Origin of the sequence: Cellulomonas sp. NPDC057328, from assembly GCF_042667215.1 — a bacterium.
GTDB lineage: Bacteria > Actinomycetota > Actinomycetes > Actinomycetales > Cellulomonadaceae > Cellulomonas.
This window is the reverse complement of sequence record NZ_JBHUZW010000016.1, coordinates 1-18,768: the sequence shown is the minus strand read 5'-3', so window position 1 is coordinate 18,768 and position 18,768 is coordinate 1. Positions and strand designations below refer to the sequence as shown.

Below are 18,768 nucleotides of genomic sequence, written 5' to 3'. Positions count from 1 at the left end.
CCGCGCAGACGTACGCCTGCAAGGACCGGCAGCACGCCGTAGGCATCGCACGGGCGGACGTCACCGCGCTCATCCGTCGCCTCACCACACGGTTGGACCTGCCTGAGCCCCCGACCTGACGTGACGGAGGCCTGACCACGACATCCGGTCATGCCGCTCACCGGCTCTCACACCCACGGCTGTCACGTACGCGGCTCGAGCCGCGGTCGGCTCCACCTCTCGAGCACCAGAGGGGGCACATGCCGCTCAGGTCTGAGTCGGTCAGCCGACGAGCCGGTCGCGCAGCCGGGCCCGGCCGTCGTCGTCCAGCCCGATGACGTCGAGCACCCTGCTCACGTCCGCCGCGGTCTCCTCGGCTACCGGGACGGTCTCGGCGAGGAACGCCTCGACCTGTGCGGCGTCCCAGGACGACTGCCGGTCGTCGGCGTGGTACCCGCGTCCAGCGGTGGCTCGCACGGACTCGGCCCAGTCGGCGGCGACGTACTCAGGTGGGACGCCGGCGTGGGCGAGCAGCAGCGCGACGACCATGCCGGTGCGGTCGCGGCCGGCGCTGCAATGGACCAGCACCCCGGGCTCCGCCGTCGCGACGGCGAGCAGAGCTGCGCGCAGGAGGTCCGGCAGGAGGCGCGCGTTGTGCCACCAGTACGCAGGCGAGTCGAGGATCGGCCCGCACGTCCTCATGAACTCCGCGTGTGCCGGGTCCTCGGTGGGCGCGTGGACGACCGTGACCCCGATCCACGGCGTCCCCGCGGCGTGCGGGTCGCCGGTCCGGGGCCCGTGCTCGTCGGCATTGCGCAGGTCGACGACGGTGCGCACGCCCCAGCGGAAGGCCTCCTCGCGACCGGTGCCGGTCAACCACTCGCGCCGAGGACCACGTGCTACGCGGCCCAGCTGCGTCGTACCGGTCGACGACAGGGGCGTCGGGAGACCGCCGAGGTCACGCACGTCGCGGTAGCCGTCCCACGCCAGAACTCGCATCGCCGCGACTCTAGTGAGATCCGAGCGCGCAGCTCCACACCCGCACCCGTGACGTGGTGAGACCGCCGCCGTCTCACGTTCGTGTCGAGTTTCTCGCTCGCAGGTCGCTCGCGATTCGCCACGAGCGGCTGTCCGCCCTGCCATCCCACGGTTCTGGAACGCCCGCGGACCTGATCATCGATCCGTACGCTCGCAGAGGTGTCCAGGAAGGGATGTGCCGCGGTGCGGAAGACGTCGGGGCTCGCTCTTGTCGGGGCGGCTCTCCTCCTGGCAGCGTGCGCCCCCGCGAGCTCCTCGACGCCCCTGGGCGACGACGGGCGCGCGCCGACCGTCACCGCGGCCCCGACCCCGGAGGCGGGTGCTCCGGGCCCGACCCCTGCGGCCGCCGAGCCGGTGACGGGCGAGAGTGCCGACGTCGACTGGTGCGCGGACCCGGCCGTCGCTGCCCGGGTCGACGCGGGTCTGGCGTCCGACACCGAAGGGCTGCACAACGGGATGCTCGCCTCGCCCGAGGAGCTGGCGGAGCTCGGGCACACGGAGGCGGAGATCGAGAGCCAGACGAGGGCGTGGCAGAGCCTCAGCGCGGAGGAAGCCGCGTTCCAGCAGTGCCTGCGGGTCCGCCAGGGCGAGGCCACCGTCGAGCGGATGCCGGGTGCGCGATGGTGACCGGACCGGCGTCGTGGCGGCACTCGTGACGGTCGTAGGTGCGGCGGCCACCGTGACGGCCGCGGTCGTCAGGGACCAGGCGTCGCGGCATCGACCCGGTGGCCGGCAGGCACATCGCGGTCACAGCGCCGAGCGCCGGCGACGACGCCACGAGCACCCGGGTCTCCGGTCCGATCCGGGGTAGGGCGAGCGCAAGGAGCACCGTCGACGCGAGCAGCGCCGCCTCCCCATGAGCGGCAGCACCGGTGGGTCGACGACGGTCATGGCGGCACGCTCACGTTCCGACCCGATCGAGGGTCGACCGCACCGGCCGAGCCGCGACCGGCGAACGACGCCGACGCGGGAAGCAGGTGAGGTACTCGACACGCGCTGGGTCTGGCGAGCGGTGGGCGACCTGCCCATGTCCGACGCGCTCGGAACTCGACTCGCGCCCGCTGTCAACGCAGAGGCCGCACGCCGGCCTGCAGTGTCACGGCGGCGTTCGGCGCGGTGGTCTGCCTGTGGACGCCTGTCGTGCGAAGTCCCCGGTCACGGAGCGCTGCGTCGAGGCTGATCCAGGCGGCGGCCACGTCGACAGGGGGCTGGTCGAAGGTCACGGAGACGCCCTCCGCGACCGCGGGGACCTCCACGACCTCCAGCGCACGTGCGCTCGCGGTCGCCGTGGTCCCGGCCGTGACCATGATGGACTCGTCGGAGGTGCCGTCGTAGAGCAGCACGACCTCGGCGTCACCGGCGTCGGGAGCCAGGCGGGCGCGCAGCTCGGCGACCACCTCGCGCGCGCCCTCGGGGATCTCGGTCTCGTCGCGCACCGTCACGCGGACGGCCAGCAGCCGGAGCTCCGGCAGGGGGACGAGCTGCAGGGCGTTCATGACGGCGTCACTTCCTCGCTCGAGGGCCGCGAGGCGCGACCGCACCTCCACGAGACGTGCCGACTCCTCGGTGATCGCGAGCACGAGCTGCTTCTCTCGTTCCCGCAGCAGCTCCACCAGGCGCGGCTCGGTGAGACCGGGGTCGAGCAGATCTGCGATCCTCTCCAGCCCGAAACCGAGCGCGCGCAGGTGCACCACCGTCCGCACGCGCCCGACCTGGCTGTCCGCGTAGCGGCGGTACCCGGTCGACGCGTCGACCGATGCCGGGTCGATGAGTCCGAGCTGCTCCCAGTGGCGCAGCATCCGCCGGGACACGCCCGTGCTGCGTGCGATCTCTCCGATGCTCAACATGTCGCCACCCATCTGACCCCTTCACACGGTGTCAAGGTCAACCGGGTGCGTCCCGGACCGTGGTGGGCGCCGGCGGCCGTGGGCCCGCCCAGCTCAGCCCGTCGCACGGCGTCGTCCCGCGGGATCGGACGCGCCTATGACGGTCGGCGTCCCGGTGACCACACCGACTTCGACGCCGAGGAGCTCCGGGACGACCAGCGGCGCACGCTGCTGGTCGTCGAGGAGTCGTGCTGATCGATCAGGTTCGTCGCCGGGCGGGGGATCCGTCTCACGTGCCTGTCCGAGTCCTCGACGGCACGCGTCGCTGCAGACGGTCGATCGTCCGCACCACCTCCTCGCGGTGCTGTGCGGAGGTGATCCACGACGGCAGGCGCTCGAGCATGCTCGTGGGGCCGAGGCCGTCCGGTGGGCGCTCGCGCAGCCTGGCGGCGACGTGTGCGCGGAGCACGCTGAGATGGCGCTCGTTGTAGGCCCACAGCACCCGCCCGCCGCAGCACGGACCCTGCAGCCACAGCGGCGCGCCGAAGTAGGGGTCGGTCGCTCCACCCCACGCGCTCCCCGACCTCGGTGGACGCTCCTGCACCAGCGAGCAGTGCGGGCACACGAGGCGGCGGGGCCACGACGTGAGCCACTCGTCGGTCCGTGACGTCACGACGACCCTGGCGCAGCCCTGGCAGGAAGGGCACGTCACGAGCACGTCCTCGGCGGTGAGCTCGTAGGCCGTCAGCCCGGGGTCGCGGTGCCTCACGCCCTGCCTGTCGTCGTCTGCACCGTCCACGGCGCCAGTGTCGTCGACACGGGACCGCCCGTGAAGACGACCTGGTCGAGGAAGGCCATGGAACCGCCGTGCATGCCACCCGGCGCCAGGCCGCAGAACGCACGGCGACCACCGCACCGACCGGACGCGCGGGACCACTCGATGTCCGGTGGCACGGTGGGGAGAACCCCAGGTGCAACCGACGGTCTGCCCCATGGGGCTGCTCCGTGCGCGTCCCTAGCGTTCACGGTCATGAGCCACGACGAGACCGCGACGGCACTGGTACCCCGAGAGCTGCCTGCACGGACATCCGCAGCCTCAGCGTCTCCGCCTCCGCCGCGCTCCCTCGCGCCGGACCTCGCCCGCGGGATGCTGCTGCTGCTCATCGCGTCGGCGAACGTGTGGGGCTACCTCTGGTCGGACGCCGGCTGGAACGAGGCCGGTGGGCGCCCTGTCGGCGGCTCGCCGCTGGACCACCTCGTCGACGGCGCCGTCACGCTCGTCGCCGACAGCCACGTCAGACCGATGTTCGCGATCCTCTACGGCTTCGGGCTGGCGACGATCGCGGGGCGGCTCGCCGCGCGCGGTGCCGGCCGGAGAGCGACCCGCGGGGTCCTCGTGCGCCGCAGCGTGGGACTGGTCGTCCTCGGGCTCGTCCACGCGGCCCTGCTCTACGGCGGCGACATCCTGGCCCCGTACGGCGCCGCCGGTCTGGTGGCACTGCTGTTCCTGCGCCGCTCCCGCACCGCACTGGTGTGGTGGGCGGGGGTCGCGTACATCGTCTCGATGACCGTCGGCGGGATCGTCCTGCTCCTCCCCTCGGACCCTGGGGGCGGCGACGTCGCCGCGGCGGAGGCGACGACGACGTACCTGTCCTCGGCGCTGGAGCGGGTCAGCGCGACGGCGACGGTGACGGCCCTGTACACGGTCACGCTCATGCTCGTCCCGCACCTCGTGGTGGGGATCCTCCTGGCGCGGGCCGGCTGGCTCACGCGGCCGGCCGAGCACCGACGTCGGCTCGGTCAGGTCGCCGCGGCAGCGGCCACGCTCAGCCTGGTCGGCAGCCTCCCGTACGCGCTCGCCGTCGGGCAGGTGTGGCGTCCGGGGCACACGCCGCTCGCGCTCGCCGAGCTGGTCCACCACATCGCCGGGGACGTGATGGGCCTGGGCTACGTGTGCCTGTTCGGCTGGCTCGCCGCCGTGTGGGGCGGGCGGACCGGTGTCGTGTCGGCGGTGACGGCCGTGGGCGAGCGGTCCCTGACCTGCTACCTGCTGCAGTCGGTGATCTTCGCGCCGCTCCTGAGCGACTGGGGCCTTGGCCTGGGCGGGCGCATCTCCACCGCGCAGGCCGCCCTGCTGGCCGTCGGGGTGTGGCTGGTCACGGTGGCGGTCGCCGTCGCGCTGCGTCGGGCCGGGAGCCAGGGCCCCCTCGAGGTGGCTCTCCGACGGTTCGCCTACGGCCGACCGCAGGCGGCGGTGCGGCCGAGCACCACGCCGGCCGTACCGGCAGCGTGACGAGCGCGGGTGAGCCCGCGCCGGGCGTCGTCGGTGGGGCAGACGGTCGCGGCGTGGTGGGGATGTCCGCACCCCGGCGGCGGGGTGACCCCATGGCTGCGCGGACGGGCTCTTCTCTACGGTGAGCCCGTGACCTCGACTGGAGCGGCCGTGGCCAGGCGGCGCGGGACGGCCCTCACCACGGTGCTGCGCGCCTGGTGGTCGGCCCGCGGGCGGGGCGGCACCGCGCACGCGCTCGTGGGGCTGCCCCTCGGTCTGGTCTCGTTCGCGCTCGCGTGGGTCCTGCCGGTCGCCGCCGTGTACTGCGCGGTGTGGAGCCTGATGTACGCGTCCCCCGAGTACCGGGTGCGGACCGTCGCCCTGGTGGCCCTGGCCGTCGTCGTCCCGCTCCCGGTGCTGGCCGCGATCCGGGTCCTCACCGCGCTGCAGCGCCGGCGCTTCCGGGGTCTGCTCGGGGTCGACCTGCCGCCGCCGAGCCCCGACGGCCGGTGGTCGTGGTCGCTGCTGCGCGAGTGGGGTGCGCCGGGCACCTGGCGGCAGATCGCGTACCACGGGCTGGCGCTGCCCCTCGGCGCGCTCGGTGCCGGCGCGGTGGCGGCGTCCTGGCTGGCCTGGGTCGCCGTGGCTGCGGCACTGGCGTCCGGCGGCGCCCGACCGCCGGCGCTCGCCGCCGGGTGGACGGCGCTGGCGGTGGCGGCGCTGCTCGCGGCCCCGTGGGTCGCCCGAGGGGTGGCCCGGGTGGACACCGCCGCGGCCCGGGCCCTGCTCGGCCCGAGCCGCAGCGAGACGCTGTCCGGGCGTGTGGAGTCGTTGTCGCGGAGCCGGGCCGACGTCGTCGCCGCCACGGACGCCGAACGCCGGCGGATCGAACGGGACCTCCACGACGGCGCGCAGCAACGGCTGGTCTCCCTGGCGATGAACCTGGGGATGGCCCGCGCCGCACTGACCGACGCGTCCGGACCCGCCGGTCGGGCGATCGAGGCGGCTCACGACGAGGCCGTCCAGGCCGTCGCGGAGCTCCGCGAGCTGGTCCGCGGCCTGCACCCGGCAGTCCTCGACGACCGAGGGCTCGACGCCGCGCTGTCGGGGATCGCCGCGCGGGCGCCGCTCCCGGTGCGGCTGACCGTCGCGGTGGCGCCACGCTGCTCCCCGGTGATCGAGGCGATCGCCTACTTCACCGTGTCCGAGGCGCTCACCAACATCGCCAAGCACGCCCAGGCCGACCATGCCGAGGTCGTCGTCGAGCGCGTCGCTGACCGGCTCCGGGTCGTCGTGTCCGACGACGGCCGGGGCGGCGCCGACCCGGACGTCGCCTCCGACCGGACCGGGGAGCGCACCGGGCTGCGCGGCCTTGCCCAGCGCGCCGCGTCGGTCGACGGCACGTTCCACCTCGACAGCCCGCCCGGCGGGCCGACGACGATCACCGTGGAGCTGCCGTGCGAGTCGTGATCGCCGAGGACTCCGTCCTGCTCCGAGCAGGCCTGACCACGCTGCTCGCGGGCGGTGACATCGAGGTGGCCGAGGTCGTGCCCGACGCCGAGGAGCTGCTGCGTGCGGTCGAGGAGCACCGCCCCGACCTGGCGCTGATCGACGTCCGGATGCCGCCCACGTACACGGACGAGGGCATCCGCGCCGCCCTCGTGATCCGCCACCAGCACCCGACGGTCGCCATCCTGGTGCTGTCCCAGTACGTCGAGGAGCGCTACGCCACCGACCTGCTGTCCGCGCAGACCAGCGGTGTCGGCTACCTGCTCAAGGACCGGGTCGCGCACGTGCCCGACTTCCTCGCCGCGCTGCACCGGGTCGCCGCCGGGGGGACGGTGCTCGACCCCGAGGTCGTCGCCCAGCTGCTCGTGCGCCGCGGCCACGACCCGATCGACCGACTCACGCCGCGTGAGCTGATGGTGCTGCGGCTCATGGCCGACGGCCGCTCCAACAGCGGGATCGTCGACGCCCTCTCGGTCAGTCACAGCGCGGTCGAGAAGTACGTCGGCAACATCCTCGCCAAGCTGGACCTGCCCCCCACCGACACGGACAACCGCCGCGTCCTCGCCGTGCTGAAGTTCCTGGCCACGCGCACGGCATGAGGGGGCGCGGTCGAGCGCCGCCGACGCGATGCCGGCTTCCTGGGGTCGCGCGCCGTCGACCGCGGTGGAGGTCATCGCGAGCAGGCTCATGCCGAAGCCGAAGGCCAGGGCGAACATCGCCGGCATGAGGTGGCCGATGCAGCAGGTGTCGACGCCCATGGTCGACGACCACAGCAGCGCGCCGGCCGCGACGAGCAGGCCGACGGAGGTGGGGATCCCCGGCGCCACGCGTGCCAGGAGCGGGGCCGTCAGCCCGACGCGATGACGATGCCCGCCGCGAACGGCAGCCACGCCAGCCCGGTCTGCAGAGGGTTGTACTGCAGGACGTGCTGCAAGGGGCGGCCGGTCAGGGAGCGAGCATCCGGTCGAGGAGCCTGTCGAGAAGCTCGTCGGCGCGCGCGGCGGCCACCGGGTCGGCCAGCATCGCCTGCGCCAAGCCGGCCGCGGCGGCCACGACGAGCCAGGCGTCGAGGTCGGCGAGGTGGGCGCCCTCGGGCGCGCGCAGGCGCCGGACCTGGGCGGCCACGGCGTCGACGAGCAATCGCGGGGCGCCGAGGGTCTCCTCACTCGTCAGGTCCGACCCCGTGAGACCGTCGGCGTGGAAGGCGCCGAGCACGACGGCGTCCTCGCGTCGCGCGCCGTCGGTCGGCAGCAGCTCGACGAGGAGCCCGCGCACGACGTGCGCCGGCTCCGCCCCGGCGCCCAGGCCGGCGAGGCGCTGCGCGAACCGACGTCCGGCGTCGGCCACGACGGCCTGGTGGGTGGCGAGCAGGACGTCGCGCTTGGAACCGAAGTAGTACTGGACGAGCCGCACCGAGATGCCGGCCTCCTCGGCGACCGACTGGAAGGTGGCGGCGCGCAGGCCGTGGTGGGCGATGACGCGCCGCGCCGCGCCGGTGATCTCTCGCCGGCGCTCCTCGTGGTCGACCAACCGTGGCACCGTGCACCTCCCTGCTCCTGACGTTTCCGTGACGGAGATGGTACGGCCATATCACCATAATGATATGGTCGTATCACGACGGTGGAGGTGACGATGGGCAAGATCGGGCGGTTCACGGACGAGGCAGCGCGGCAGGAGTACCTGCGCACGTACCGGGGGCTCGAAGCGCTGTGGCCCGTCCCTGCAGAGCAGGCCGACGTGCCGACCCGGTTCGGGACGACGCATGTCCGCTGGTCCGGGGCGGGCGGCGGCACACCGCTCGTCCTGGTGCACGGACTCAACGGGAACGGGCTGTCCTGGTACCGCGACGTCGAGACGCTCGCCCGCGGACGCGTCACCTACGCGCCCGACACGATCGGGACGGCCGGCCTCAGCGTCCAGACGGCACCCGTGGGCGAATCCGACGTCGCGACGTGGTTCGCCGAGACGCTCGACGGGCTCGGCCTCGACCGGGTGCACGTCATGGGAGAGTCGAACGGGGCGTGGCACGCGACCCTCGCCGCACTCGGGGCGCCGCAGCGGGTAGCCAGCCTCACCCTCGTCGAGCCCAACGGCGTGTTCGTCCGGACGCCGTGGCGGTCACTGCTCAGGTTCGTCCGCCTCGCATCACGCCTCACCGAGGCCGGCTGGCGGGCGATGGGCGAGTGGCTCACGCCCGGGGTGACGATCGGCCACGAGGACCACGCCGTCGCGAGGGCGGCGTTCGGCTACCGCCGCGCGCTCGGCTGGGCGCGCGTCCTCACCGACGCCGAGCTGGCGAGCCTCACCGTGCCGGTGCTCGCCCTGTTCGGCGGCGCGTCCGTGCTGAGCGCCCCCGAGGCGTCAGCCCGTCGCATCGACGAGCGTGTGCCGGGCGCCGAGACGCACGTCTACCCGGGCCGCGGGCACGGCGTGCTCGGCGAGCTCCGTGACGAGGTGCTCACCCGGGTCGTGGAGTTCCTCGAGCGGCACGACGAGGGTCACGGTCCCGGGGTGACGGAGGCGCGGCCGACGATGGTGCCGCCGACGTCGGCAACCAGGAACGTGGCGGGCACGCGCCCGACGGGCAGGTCGACGCCCCCGTGTTCGTCGGCCAAGTGGGCGAGGTAACCGATCCAGTCGTCGAGTCGGCCGTCGGGAAGAAAGGAGAAGCCTTCGCGCGCCAGCTCCTCGTGCGCCGCCCGTGCCTCGACCTCGTCAGCCGACGTGGGCGCGCGCAGGGCGAGGGCAGGTGTCATGACGAGCAGTCTCGTCCGGGTGCCGCCGGGACCTCAACGGGACGCGGCGGGTCGAAGAAGGAGGCTGCGCAGACCGAAGTCGCGGGTCAGCCGCGAACGCGCTGGTTCGAGCCCGCGACGTCGCGCGCAACCCGCGACCTCGCGCGTCGTGGACGGGGCCCAGGTCCTGTAGGGACGCGCCATGCATGTCTGCCGTCCAGCGCGGTGAACGGGCTGCGGACAGGCGCGTGGGACGACCGTCGTCTCACCATCGTGTCGACATCCTCACGCGGGTGGCGGAGCGGTCAGGCGCTGAACCCCGTCATACGCACGAGCCGTGCCGGGACGCCGGCGACGATCGCGTTCGCGGGCACGTCCTTGGTGACGACCGCGCCGGCGCCCACGATGGCGCCGTCTCCGATCGTCACGCCCGGTAGGACCGTGACAGAGGCGCCGAGCCAGGCCTTGCGGCCGATCACGACGGGCGCCGGGACCATGTCGGCGCGACGCGCGGGGTCGGCGGCGTGGTTGAGCGTCACGATGGTGGTGCCGTGCCCGATCAGCGTCCCGTCGCCGAGGGTGATGCCGCCGGCATCCTGGAACCGGCAGCCCATGTTGATGAAGACGTCCTGGCCGAGCGTGAGGTTCTGGCCGAACTCGCAGTGGAACGGCGGGAACAGGGCCACCGAGTCCGCCACGGGCCGCCCCGTGAGCCGGGACAGCAGCGCGCGCACCTCTGCGGGCGTGCGGTAGCCGGAGTTGAGCTCCGCCAGCACCCGCAGCGCGTCCTGGGCCGCGGCGTGCAGGAACGCGTGCTCCTCGGAGCCACCCTCGATGACCGCCCCGCGGGCGACGTGGTCGAGGAACTCCTGCAGCTCCATCACGCCTCCGACCGGGCCGCGGGTGAGGGGTCCGTGGCCCACGACGCGAGCAGGCGCAGGCGCTCGGCCGACGGCGAGCCCGGCTCGGCGGTGTAGACCATGAGGACCTGGCCCGGCTCGGCGGTGATCGCGAGCTCCTCGTACGCGAGGGTCAGCTCACCGACCACGGGGTGGTGGAACCGCTTGGTGCCCGACCCGTGGGTGCGGACGTCGTGCGCGCCCCACAGCCGGCGGAACGTCTCACTGCGCGTCGACAGCTCGCCCACGAGGTCCTGCAGCCCCTTGTCGTGCGGGTCACGCCCGGCCTCGGTGCGCATGATCGCCACGCACATCTCGCAGAACAGCTCCCAGTCCGGGTAGAAGTCCCGGGCCGCGGGATCGAGGAACTGGAACCGCGCGAGGTTGGGCGTGCGGCCGCCGTCCCCGATGACCGGAGAGTAGAAGGCGCGCCCGAGGGCGTTGGTCGCCAGCAGGTCCTGGCGCTGGTCGCGCACGAACGCGACCCCGTCGGTGATCGCGGCCAACGCCCACTGCAGACTGGGCCGAGGCGTCGCCGACCGGACCGCGCGACGGCGCGGCCGACCCGACGACGGGATGCCGTCCGCTGCCCGGGCCAGATCGAACAGGTGCGCGCGCTCGGTGTCATCCAGCTGCAGTGCCCTCGCCACGGCGTCCAGCACCGAGGCCGACGCCCCGGCGATCGCGCCCCGTTCGAGCTTGGCGTAGTACTCCACGCTCACACCCGCCAGCACCGCGACCTCGCTGCGCCGCAGACCCGGCACCCGCCGATTGGCCCCGCCGACGACACCAGCCGCGTCCGGGGTCACCTTCGCCCGTCGCGACATGAGGAACTCGCGCACGTCCGCCCGGTTGTCCATACCTCGACGGTAGGACCCCGACCGCGCGCGGGGGAGGCACTGGTGAGGGGTGCACCGCCGGTACACCCCACGTCAGGGACTCCCTCGCTCGCGGCATCCGGCGCAGGCTCGAGACAACCCAGTTCACAATAAGGGAGAACTCATGCGCGGAGTGATCATGCACGGCCCCCGCGACGTCCGGGTCGAGCACCGCCAGGACCCGACGATCGTCGACCCGACCGACGCCGTCATCCGGCTCGCCGCGACCTGCATCTGCGGGTCGGACCTGTGGCCCTACCGCGGCGCGGACCCCGTGGACCACGCAACCATGGGCCACGAGTACGTCGGCGTCGTCGAGGAGGTCGGCGCCGAGGTGCGGACGGTCAAGCCCGGCGACTTCGTCGTCGGCTCGTTCGTCATCTCCGACGGCACCTGCGAGATCTGCCGCGCCGGGTACCCGTCCAGCTGCGTGCACCGCACCTTCGTCGACGGCGCCATCGGCACCCAGGCCGAGAAGGCCCGCATCCCGTTCGCCGACGGCACCCTCGTGGCCACCCCCGGCCAGCCCGACCCCGACCTGATCCCGCACCTGCTCGCCGCCTCCGACGTCCTGGGCACCGGCTGGTTCGCCGCCGTCGCCGCACAGGCCGGCCCCGGCAAGACGGTCGCCGTCGTCGGTGACGGCGCGGTCGGGCTCATGGGCGTCCTCGCCGCCAAGCAGCTCGGCGCCGAGCGCATCATCGCGATGTCCCGGCACAAGGACCGCCAGGACCTCGCCCGCCACTTCGGTGCGACCGACATCGTCGAGGAGCGTGGCGACGCGGGCGTCGCGAGGATCAAGGAGCTCACCGACGGGCTCGGCGCCCACTCCGTCATCGAGGCCGTCGGCACGCAGGAGTCGATGGTCCAGGCCATCAGCTCCGCACGTCCGGGCGGGAACGTCGGCTTCGTCGGCGTCACGCACGACGTCGAGCTGCCCGGCCAGCTGCTGTTCTTCTCCCAGGTGCAGGTCCTCGGCGGTCCTGCCCCGGTCCGCCGCTTCCTGCCCGAGCTGATCGACCTCGTCTGGCGGCGGCAGATCGACCCCGGCAAGGTCTTCGACCTCACCCTGCCCCTCGAGCAGGCCGCCGACGGGTACAAGGCCATGGACGAGCGCCGCGCCACCAAGGTGCTGCTCACCCTCTGACCGGCGACCACAGCGAACGCAAGGACGAGACCATGAAGCTCACGCGAAGCGGCGGCCGGACCGCGCCAGGCCCCGGCGACTGGTTCACCGGCACCGTCTTCATCGACGCGGTCCGCGATCCGGACCACCGGTCGGCGGTCGGCTGCGCGCACGTGCGGTTCGCACCCGGCGCACGCACCGCCTGGCACCACCACCCCAAGGGACAGACGCTCTACGTCACCGACGGCATCGGCTACGTCGCCCGCCGCGGCGGACAGGTCCAGGAGATCCGCCCCGGCGACGTCGTCCACATCGAGCCCGGCGAGGAGCACTGGCACGGCGCCACCCCCGACCGGTTCATGGCCCACATCGCACTCCAGGAAGCCGACGAGAACGGCAACGTCGTCACCTGGCTCGAGCACGTCGACGAGAGCGACGACGAGCGGCTCTGACGGGCCATCCCCGCGCAGCGGGTCTCGCCCCTCGGGGTGAGGCCCGCTCACGCGTCTCCGAGCTGCCGAGCCATCCGGGCGTGGTTCCGGCGGCGTCGAGAGCCGGGCGGCTCCTTCGCTCAAGGGCCGAACGAAGGAGCCTGGCGGGTGCACCGGCCCGGGCCGGCGCCCCGCGTAGTCCCAGGGCAGCACCCCGACACCTCGGGCGCGACCCGAACCCGGCTCGCCGCCCACCATCGACACCCCGGCAGCAACCCGACAGCGTCGCGCGCTCTCACCGGCGGAGCTGGCCGGTGGCGACCAGCTCGTCGGCGACGTCACGCAGCCGGCGGTTGGTGTCCTGGCTGACGCGGGTCAGCACCGCGAACGCCCGGTCGCCGGTGAGCTTGTGCCGCTCCATCAGGATGCCCATGGCCTGTCCGATCACGTCGCGGCTGGCCAACGCGGTGCGCACGTGCGCCAGCTCCTCGGTGTCGGCGATCGCGATGGCGGCGTGCGAGGCGAACAGCAGCCCGACGTCCTCGTCGTCGTCGTCGAACGCGTCCGGCGTGCCGGAGATCAGGTTCAGCGCACCGAGGTTGTCGCCCTCGACGAACAGCTGGAGGCACAGGACGCTGCGCAGGCCGGCCCGCTCGGCGTGCTCGGCCAGGTGAGGCCAGCGGGTCTCGGTGGCCAGGTCGGCCACCCGCACCGTCTGCTGCTCGTAGAGCGAGTCCAGGCAGGGTCCCTCACCGGTGCGTTCCTGCAGCTCGTCCAGCCGCCGTCCCTGCTCGCCCGTGGTCGCCTGGGTGGTCACCTTCCGGCGTCCCCGCACCCGGGTGATCGTGGCCACCTCGGCGGAGCTCACCATTCGCGACCACACCCGTCACGACCCGGTCCATCACCGCCTGCGGGTCGTCCTCCTGCTGCAGCTCACGCGCCAGCGCGGCCATCTCCGGACCCACGCCCTGCCCGGCCGGCCCGTCACCGGACGCCTCTCGCGAGCCGGCGTGCTCACCCGACGGCTCGCCCGACTGAGCACCCGGGGTGTCCTTCTCTGGCGTCTGCCCGCCCGATACCTGCCCGTCACCACTCATGCCCCATCGTCAGCCGCCCGGGCATGGAGCGCCACCGCCGACCCGTCCACACCGCACCGAGGCGGACACCGCCCTCGACACAGCCGCGACCCCCAGCGGGGCGCGAAGAACGCCACGCCGATGACAACCCCGCGCGGAAGTGACAGGTCCGGTGCGAACCCACACGTCGGCTGTAGGGCCTCATCGGACGTGTCCGCCGCACGACGCTCTGAGGCACACCGACGGGCGGTGAGACGGCCGCCGTCCCACCTTCGTGTCCAGATCCTCAGGCGACGGCATCAGGCACACGCTCTGACCGACACTGGAGGCATGGACGACGACGAGGGACGCCCGGTCGCGCTGGTCACGGGGGTAGGGCGAACCCGGGGCATCGGCGCGGCCGTCGCTCGCGGCCTGGCCCTCAGCGGCTGGGACATCGTCTTCACGCACTTCTCGCCCTACGACGAGCGCATGCCGTGGGGAGGCGAGCCGCACGCCACCGAGCAGATCATCGGGACCTTGCGTGCCGCAGGAGCCAGGGCGCTGGCCATCGAGGCCGACCTCGCCGTGCCGGAGACGGCCGAGCGACTCTTCGACCGTGCGGTCGACGTGCTCGGCGACGTCCACGCGCTCGTCATGTGCCACTGCGAGTCCGTCGCCAGCGGGCTCCTCGACACCAGCCTGGAGAGCTTCGACCGACACTTCGCCGTCAACGCCCGAGCCACGTGGCTGCTCGTCCGCGCGTTCGGCCGGCGCGCCGAGGGCGTCGACCCGCGCCGTCGCATCATCGCCCTGACCTCGGACCACACCGTCGGCAACCTCCCGTACGGCGCGAGCAAGGCGGCGCTGGACCGCATCACCCTCGCAGCGGCGCACGAGCTGGCTCCTCTCGGGGTCCGCGCCAACGTGATCAACCCCGGCCCCGTCGACACCGGGTGGATGAGCGACGAGATCCGCACCGCCGGAGCGCAGCAGACGCCGCTGGGTCGCAACGGCACGCCCGCGGACACCGCGGACCTGGTCACGTTCCTGTGCTCCGCCCAGGGCGGCTGGATCAACGGCCAGCTCCTCAAGAGCAACGGCGGCTTCGCCTGACCTCACGTGGAGGTGTGGGAACCCGCCGGTTCTGTTCGAGCTGCCACCGGGCTGGACAACGCGGTGGGACGCGGACACGCCGTGGACAGCCACGTGAGACGTGCACAGGTCAGGTGACGGCACGCCAGGCGGGTCGAGCGGGACCGCCGGCGCTTCACTGTCGTCGGGAACATCGGCGACCTCCAAGGAGTTGAGCCCATCAGACTCAAGTTCGCTTCCTCGAGTTGGCGCCCGCCGCCACGAGGACGCAGACTTGAGCGCAGCGGACTCAAGACGTGGTCGCAGTCAGGGGCGCGAGCCCCGGAAGGAAGGCATCACACATGGCACGAGCAGTCGGCATCGACCTCGGCACCACCAACTCCGTGGTCGCCACCCTCGAGGGCGGCGAGCCCACGGTCATCGCGAACGCCGAGGGGTCGCGCACGACGCCGTCGGTGGTCGCGTTCTCCAAGACCGGCGAGGTGCTCGTCGGCGAGGTCGCCAAGCGGCAGGCCGTCACCAACGTCGACCGCACGATCGCGTCGGTCAAGCGCCACATGGGCACGGACTGGACGACGACGGTCGACGACAAGAAGTACACGCCGCAGGAGATCAGCGCCCGCATCCTCGGCAAGCTCAAGCGCGACGCGGAGGCGTACCTCGGCGAGCCCGTCACGGACGCCGTCATCACGGTCCCCGCGTACTTCAACGACGCGGAGCGCCAGGCGACCAAGGACGCCGGCACCGTCGCTGGCCTCAACGTCCTGCGCATCATCAACGAGCCCACGGCCGCCGCCCTCGCGTACGGCCTGGAGCGCGGCAAGGAGGACGAGCTCATCCTCGTCTTCGACCTCGGCGGCGGCACGTTCGACGTGTCCCTCCTGGAGGTCGGCAAGGACGACGACGGCTTCTCGACCATCGAGGTCCGCGCGACCGCCGGCGACAACCGCCTCGGCGGCGACGACTGGGATGCCGCGATCGTGGCGCACCTCATCACCGAGGTGAAGAACACGACGGGCGTCGACCTGTCGAAGGACAAGATCGCGCTGCAGCGTCTGCGCGAGGCCGCCGAGCAGGCGAAGAAGGAGCTCTCGTCCGCGACGAGCACCAACGTCTCGCTGCAGTACCTCTCGATGAGCGAGAACGGCCCGATCCACCTCGACACCAAGCTGACGCGCGCGCAGTTCCAGCAGATGACGCAGTCGCTGCTCGACCGCGTGAAGGCGCCGTTCCACCAGGTCATCCGCGACGCCGGCATCAACGTGGCGGACATCGACCACGTCGTGCTCGTCGGCGGCTCGACCCGCATGCCCGCGGTGTCCGAGGTCGTCACGCAGCTCACCGGTGGCAAGGAGCCCAACAAGGGCGTCAACCCGGACGAGGTCGTGGCCGTCGGCGCCGCGGTGCAGGCCGGCGTCATGAAGGGCGACCGCAAGGACGTCCTGCTCATCGACGTCACCCCGCTGTCGCTCGGCATCGAGACCAAGGGCGGCGTGATGACCAAGCTCATCGAGCGCAACACGGCCATCCCCACCAAGCGGTCGGAGATCTTCTCCACGGCCGAGGACAACCAGCCGTCCGTCCTCATCCAGGTGTTCCAGGGCGAGCGCGAGTTCGCACGGGACAACAAGCCGCTGGGCACGTTCGAGCTGACCGGCATCGCGCCGGCCCCGCGTGGCGTCCCGCAGATCGAGGTCACGTTCGACATCGACGCGAACGGCATCGTGCACGTGTCCGCCAAGGACCGCGGCACGGGCAAGGAGCAGTCGATGACGATCACCGGCGGCTCGGCCCTCCCCAAGGAGGACATCGACCGCATGGTCAAGGACGCCGAGGAGCACGCCGCCGAGGACAAGCGCCGCCGCGAGGAGGCCGAGACCCGCAACACGGCGGAGCAGCTCGTCTACCAGACGGAGAAGCTCCTCACGGACAACGACGACAAGCTGTCCGACGACGTGAAGTCGGACGTCCGCAACGCCGTCGCCGAGCTCCGGACCGCGCTCGAGGGCACCGACGTCGAGGCCGTCAAGGCCAAGCACGCGGCGCTGCTCACCGCGAGCCAGAAGATCGGCGAGGCGCTGTACTCGCAGAACCAGGCGTCGCCGGCCGGTGACGCGCCCGCGGGTGACACCGCCGGTGCGACCGGTTCCACGTCCTCGGACGAGGACGTCGTCGACGCGGAGATCGTCGACGACGAGGACGACAAGAAGTGACCGACGAGCAGCAGCACCCCGAGGGGACGGACCAGCCGCAGGGCGGGTCCGTCCCCCCGGAGGGGACCCCGCGCGTGACCGACAAGCGACGGATCGACCCGGAGACGCACCTGCTCCGCGACCCGACGCCCGAGGAGGCCGTGCTCGACGCGGCCGCCGAGGCGGTCGCCGGTGCGGCCGCGGACGCGACGCCGTCCGAGGCGGAGCGTCTCGCGGCGGAGCGCCTCGAGGAGCTGCAGCGCGCCCAGGCGGCGCACTACAACCTCGAGCAGCAGTACGCGGCGTACGTGAAGCGGTCGAAGGTGGAGGCGAACGCCGCGCACGAGCGCGGTGTCGCCTCGGTGGCCGAGGCGCTCATCCCGGTCCTCGACGACATCGCGCTGGCCCGCCAGCACGGCGACCTGTCCGGGCCGTTCGCGTCGATCGCCGAGAAGCTCGAGGCGACGCTGCAGCGCCTCGGCGTCGAGCGCTACGGCGAGGCCGGCGAGCCGTTCGACCCGAACGTCCACGAGGCGCTCATGCACGGGCACTCGGCCGACGTCACCGAGCCCACCGTCCAGCAGGTGCTCCAGCCGGGGTACCGGGCGGGTGAGCGGATCCTGCGTGCCGCGCGTGTCGCGGTCGTGGACCCGGAGGGCTGACCATCATCACCACCATGCACCGACGGAGCGGGAGGGAGGCGCCGTGACCGGCCAGGACTGGCTCGAGAAGGACTTCTACGCCGTGCTCGGCGTCCCCAAGGACGCCGACGCCGCCACCATCAAGAAGGCGTACCGCAAGCTGGCCCGCCAGCTGCACCCCGACCAGAACCCCGGGGACGCCGCGGCGGAGGCCCGCTTCAAGGACATCGGTGAGGCGTACGCGGTGCTCTCGGACACCGAGCAGCGCCAGCAGTACGACCAGCTGCGCGCCATGGCCGGCGGCGCCCGCTTCCGGGCGGGCGCCGGCGGTCCCGGCGGCGGCGCGGGTGCGCCCGGGTTCGAGGACCTGTTCGGCGGCATGTTCGGCGCGGGCGCGAACGGCCCGGCCGGGCGCACGCGCTACTCGACGGGCGGCGCCGGCGGGGCCGGGTTCGAGGACATCCTCGGCGGGCTGTTCGGCGGCGGCGGCGGCGGGGGCTTCGGCGCCCGCGGGCCGCAGCCGGGCGTCGAGCTGACCGCGACCACGACGCTGCCGTTCCGCACGGCCGCCGAGGGGTCGACGGTGTCGCTGAGCGTCGAGGGACGCACCGTCAACGCCCGCATCCCCGCGGGCGTGCGCGACGGGCAGAAGATCCGCCTGCGCGGCAAGGGACGGCCCGGCGACCCCGGCGCCCCCGACGGCGACCTCGTCATCACCGTGCGCGTCGAGCCGCACCCCGTCTTCTCGCTCGAGGGCGACAACCTGCGCATGACCGTGCCGGTGGCGTTCGACGAGGCGGCGCTCGGCGCGACCATCGAGGTGCCGACGCTCGACGGCTCGACCGTGCGCGTGAAGGTCCCCGCCGGCACGCCGTCGGGGCGGACGCTGCGCGTCAAGGGCCGCGGCATCACGACCAGCCGGGGGACCGGCGACCTGCTCGTCACCGTGCAGGTCGTCGTCCCGCAGAAGCTGAACGCCGCTGCCCGCGAGGCGGTCCAGGCGTTCGGCATCGCCACGTCCGGCGAGGACGTGCGCGCGGGCATCATGGCGGAGGCCAGGCGCTGAGGCCGGGCGGCGCCCACCCCCGGCGC

At 73.1% G+C, this 18,768-nt stretch carries 19 protein-coding genes; 12 read left to right on the top strand and 7 right to left on the bottom strand.

Annotated elements, in window-relative coordinates; all coding sequences use genetic code 11:
- Positions 1–261: 261 nt before the first annotated feature.
- Entirely contained in the window at positions 262–978 is a 717-nt protein-coding gene (locus ACFUMH_RS05000) for a tyrosine-protein phosphatase (RefSeq protein ID WP_378201322.1), read from the bottom strand.
- Between the two features lie 198 nt (positions 979–1,176).
- On the opposite strand from ACFUMH_RS05000, the gene ACFUMH_RS04995 reads away from it, so the two are divergent.
- Positions 1,177–1,644, top strand: a complete 468-nt coding sequence (locus tag ACFUMH_RS04995) for a hypothetical protein (protein ID WP_378201319.1) — start codon at positions 1,177–1,179, stop codon at positions 1,642–1,644.
- A gap of 437 nt (positions 1,645–2,081) precedes the next feature.
- Here the strand turns inward: ACFUMH_RS04995 and ACFUMH_RS04990 are convergent, their stop codons facing one another.
- Complete coding sequence (locus tag ACFUMH_RS04990; RefSeq protein WP_378201316.1) at positions 2,082–2,864, bottom strand: MerR family transcriptional regulator; 783 nt, start codon at positions 2,862–2,864, stop codon at positions 2,082–2,084.
- A 45-nt stretch (positions 2,865–2,909) separates the two neighbouring features.
- Between ACFUMH_RS04990 and ACFUMH_RS04985 the strand changes: the two genes are divergently transcribed.
- Complete coding sequence (locus ACFUMH_RS04985; protein WP_378201313.1) at positions 2,910–3,098, top strand: hypothetical protein; 189 nt, start codon at positions 2,910–2,912, stop codon at positions 3,096–3,098.
- Positions 3,099–3,132: 34 nt separating this feature from the next.
- Here the strand turns inward: ACFUMH_RS04985 and ACFUMH_RS04980 are convergent, their stop codons facing one another.
- Positions 3,133–3,612: a hypothetical protein gene (locus tag ACFUMH_RS04980; protein WP_378201310.1), complete on the bottom strand. Its 480-nt coding sequence runs from the start codon at positions 3,610–3,612 to the stop codon at positions 3,133–3,135.
- Positions 3,613–3,990: 378 nt separating this feature from the next.
- Here ACFUMH_RS04980 and ACFUMH_RS04975 point away from each other — a divergent pair, with 378 nt between their 5' ends.
- The 3 genes from ACFUMH_RS04975 (at position 3,991) to ACFUMH_RS04965 (ending at position 7,223) form a co-directional block, all read left to right on the top strand.
- A complete protein-coding gene (locus tag ACFUMH_RS04975) occupies positions 3,991–5,136 on the top strand; it encodes a DUF418 domain-containing protein (RefSeq protein WP_378201307.1) in 1,146 nt (381 codons plus the stop codon).
- A gap of 129 nt (positions 5,137–5,265) precedes the next feature.
- On the top strand, positions 5,266–6,585 hold the full coding sequence (locus ACFUMH_RS04970; protein WP_378201304.1) for a sensor histidine kinase: 1,320 nt from the start codon (positions 5,266–5,268) through the stop codon (positions 6,583–6,585).
- Positions 6,573–7,223 (top strand): response regulator, encoded by a 651-nt coding sequence (locus tag ACFUMH_RS04965; protein WP_378201301.1) that lies wholly within the window; start codon positions 6,573–6,575, stop codon positions 7,221–7,223. The genes ACFUMH_RS04970 and ACFUMH_RS04965 overlap by 13 nt, the downstream gene beginning before the upstream one ends.
- A gap of 346 nt (positions 7,224–7,569) precedes the next feature.
- On the opposite strand, the gene ACFUMH_RS04960 is transcribed toward ACFUMH_RS04965, so the two are convergent.
- Positions 7,570–8,163, bottom strand: coding sequence for a TetR/AcrR family transcriptional regulator (locus ACFUMH_RS04960; protein ID WP_378201299.1), 594 nt, complete (start codon positions 8,161–8,163; stop codon positions 7,570–7,572).
- 81 nt (positions 8,164–8,244) lie between these two features.
- Here ACFUMH_RS04960 and ACFUMH_RS04955 point away from each other — a divergent pair, with 81 nt between their 5' ends.
- Entirely contained in the window at positions 8,245–9,252 is a 1,008-nt protein-coding gene (locus ACFUMH_RS04955) for an alpha/beta fold hydrolase (protein WP_378201297.1), read from the top strand.
- Between the two features lie 412 nt (positions 9,253–9,664).
- On the opposite strand, the gene ACFUMH_RS04950 is transcribed toward ACFUMH_RS04955, so the two are convergent.
- Both ACFUMH_RS04950 and ACFUMH_RS04945 read right to left on the bottom strand, forming a co-directional pair.
- Positions 9,665–10,240, bottom strand: a complete 576-nt coding sequence (locus ACFUMH_RS04950) for a sugar O-acetyltransferase (RefSeq protein ID WP_378201294.1) — start codon at positions 10,238–10,240, stop codon at positions 9,665–9,667.
- Entirely contained in the window at positions 10,240–11,118 is an 879-nt protein-coding gene (locus tag ACFUMH_RS04945; protein WP_378201291.1) for a helix-turn-helix transcriptional regulator, read from the bottom strand. The genes ACFUMH_RS04950 and ACFUMH_RS04945 overlap by 1 nt, the downstream gene beginning before the upstream one ends.
- Before the next feature lie 142 nt (positions 11,119–11,260).
- Between ACFUMH_RS04945 and ACFUMH_RS04940 the strand changes: the two genes are divergently transcribed.
- Together ACFUMH_RS04940 and ACFUMH_RS04935 are read left to right on the top strand one after the other, a co-directional pair.
- Positions 11,261–12,283, top strand: coding sequence for a zinc-dependent alcohol dehydrogenase family protein (locus ACFUMH_RS04940; RefSeq protein ID WP_378201289.1), 1,023 nt, complete (start codon positions 11,261–11,263; stop codon positions 12,281–12,283).
- A 32-nt stretch (positions 12,284–12,315) separates the two neighbouring features.
- Positions 12,316–12,714 (top strand): cupin domain-containing protein, encoded by a 399-nt coding sequence (locus tag ACFUMH_RS04935; protein WP_378201286.1) that lies wholly within the window; start codon positions 12,316–12,318, stop codon positions 12,712–12,714.
- A 274-nt stretch (positions 12,715–12,988) separates the two neighbouring features.
- Here ACFUMH_RS04935 and ACFUMH_RS04930 read toward each other — a convergent pair whose 3' ends face one another.
- Positions 12,989–13,564, bottom strand: coding sequence for a GAF and ANTAR domain-containing protein (locus ACFUMH_RS04930; RefSeq protein WP_378201283.1), 576 nt, complete (start codon positions 13,562–13,564; stop codon positions 12,989–12,991).
- Positions 13,565–14,099: 535 nt separating this feature from the next.
- Here ACFUMH_RS04930 and ACFUMH_RS04925 point away from each other — a divergent pair.
- From ACFUMH_RS04925 to ACFUMH_RS04910, 4 genes are all read left to right on the top strand, one after another.
- On the top strand, positions 14,100–14,864 hold the full coding sequence (locus ACFUMH_RS04925; protein WP_378201280.1) for an SDR family oxidoreductase: 765 nt from the start codon (positions 14,100–14,102) through the stop codon (positions 14,862–14,864).
- Between the two features lie 320 nt (positions 14,865–15,184).
- On the top strand, positions 15,185–17,056 hold the full coding sequence (gene dnaK, locus ACFUMH_RS04920; RefSeq protein WP_378201277.1) for a molecular chaperone DnaK: 1,872 nt from the start codon (positions 15,185–15,187) through the stop codon (positions 17,054–17,056).
- Positions 17,053–17,697 carry a nucleotide exchange factor GrpE gene (locus ACFUMH_RS04915; protein ID WP_378201274.1) on the top strand — a complete coding sequence of 215 codons (645 nt, stop codon included), beginning with the start codon at positions 17,053–17,055 and terminating at the stop codon, positions 17,695–17,697. Before dnaK ends, ACFUMH_RS04915 begins: the two co-directional genes overlap by 4 nt.
- 43 nt (positions 17,698–17,740) lie before the next feature.
- On the top strand, positions 17,741–18,742 hold the full coding sequence (locus ACFUMH_RS04910; RefSeq protein ID WP_378201271.1) for a DnaJ C-terminal domain-containing protein: 1,002 nt from the start codon (positions 17,741–17,743) through the stop codon (positions 18,740–18,742).
- Positions 18,743–18,768: the final 26 nt, after the last annotated feature.

Coding starts and splice junctions, on each gene's coding strand:
- ACFUMH_RS04990 (WP_378201316.1), bottom strand. CDS start 2,864: ATGTTGAGCATCGGAGAGATCGCACGCAGCACGGGCGTGTCCCGGCGG.
- ACFUMH_RS04940 (WP_378201289.1), top strand. CDS start 11,261: ATGCGCGGAGTGATCATGCACGGCCCCCGCGACGTCCGGGTCGAGCAC.
- ACFUMH_RS05000 (WP_378201322.1), bottom strand. CDS start 978: ATGCGAGTTCTGGCGTGGGACGGCTACCGCGACGTGCGTGACCTCGGC.
- ACFUMH_RS04925 (WP_378201280.1), top strand. CDS start 14,100: ATGGACGACGACGAGGGACGCCCGGTCGCGCTGGTCACGGGGGTAGGG.
- ACFUMH_RS04950 (WP_378201294.1), bottom strand. CDS start 10,240: ATGGAGCTGCAGGAGTTCCTCGACCACGTCGCCCGCGGGGCGGTCATC.
- dnaK (WP_378201277.1), top strand. CDS start 15,185: ATGGCACGAGCAGTCGGCATCGACCTCGGCACCACCAACTCCGTGGTC.
- ACFUMH_RS04935 (WP_378201286.1), top strand. CDS start 12,316: ATGAAGCTCACGCGAAGCGGCGGCCGGACCGCGCCAGGCCCCGGCGAC.
- ACFUMH_RS04945 (WP_378201291.1), bottom strand. CDS start 11,118: ATGGACAACCGGGCGGACGTGCGCGAGTTCCTCATGTCGCGACGGGCG.
- ACFUMH_RS04930 (WP_378201283.1), bottom strand. CDS start 13,564: ATGGTGAGCTCCGCCGAGGTGGCCACGATCACCCGGGTGCGGGGACGC.
- ACFUMH_RS04975 (WP_378201307.1), top strand. CDS start 3,991: ATGCTGCTGCTGCTCATCGCGTCGGCGAACGTGTGGGGCTACCTCTGG.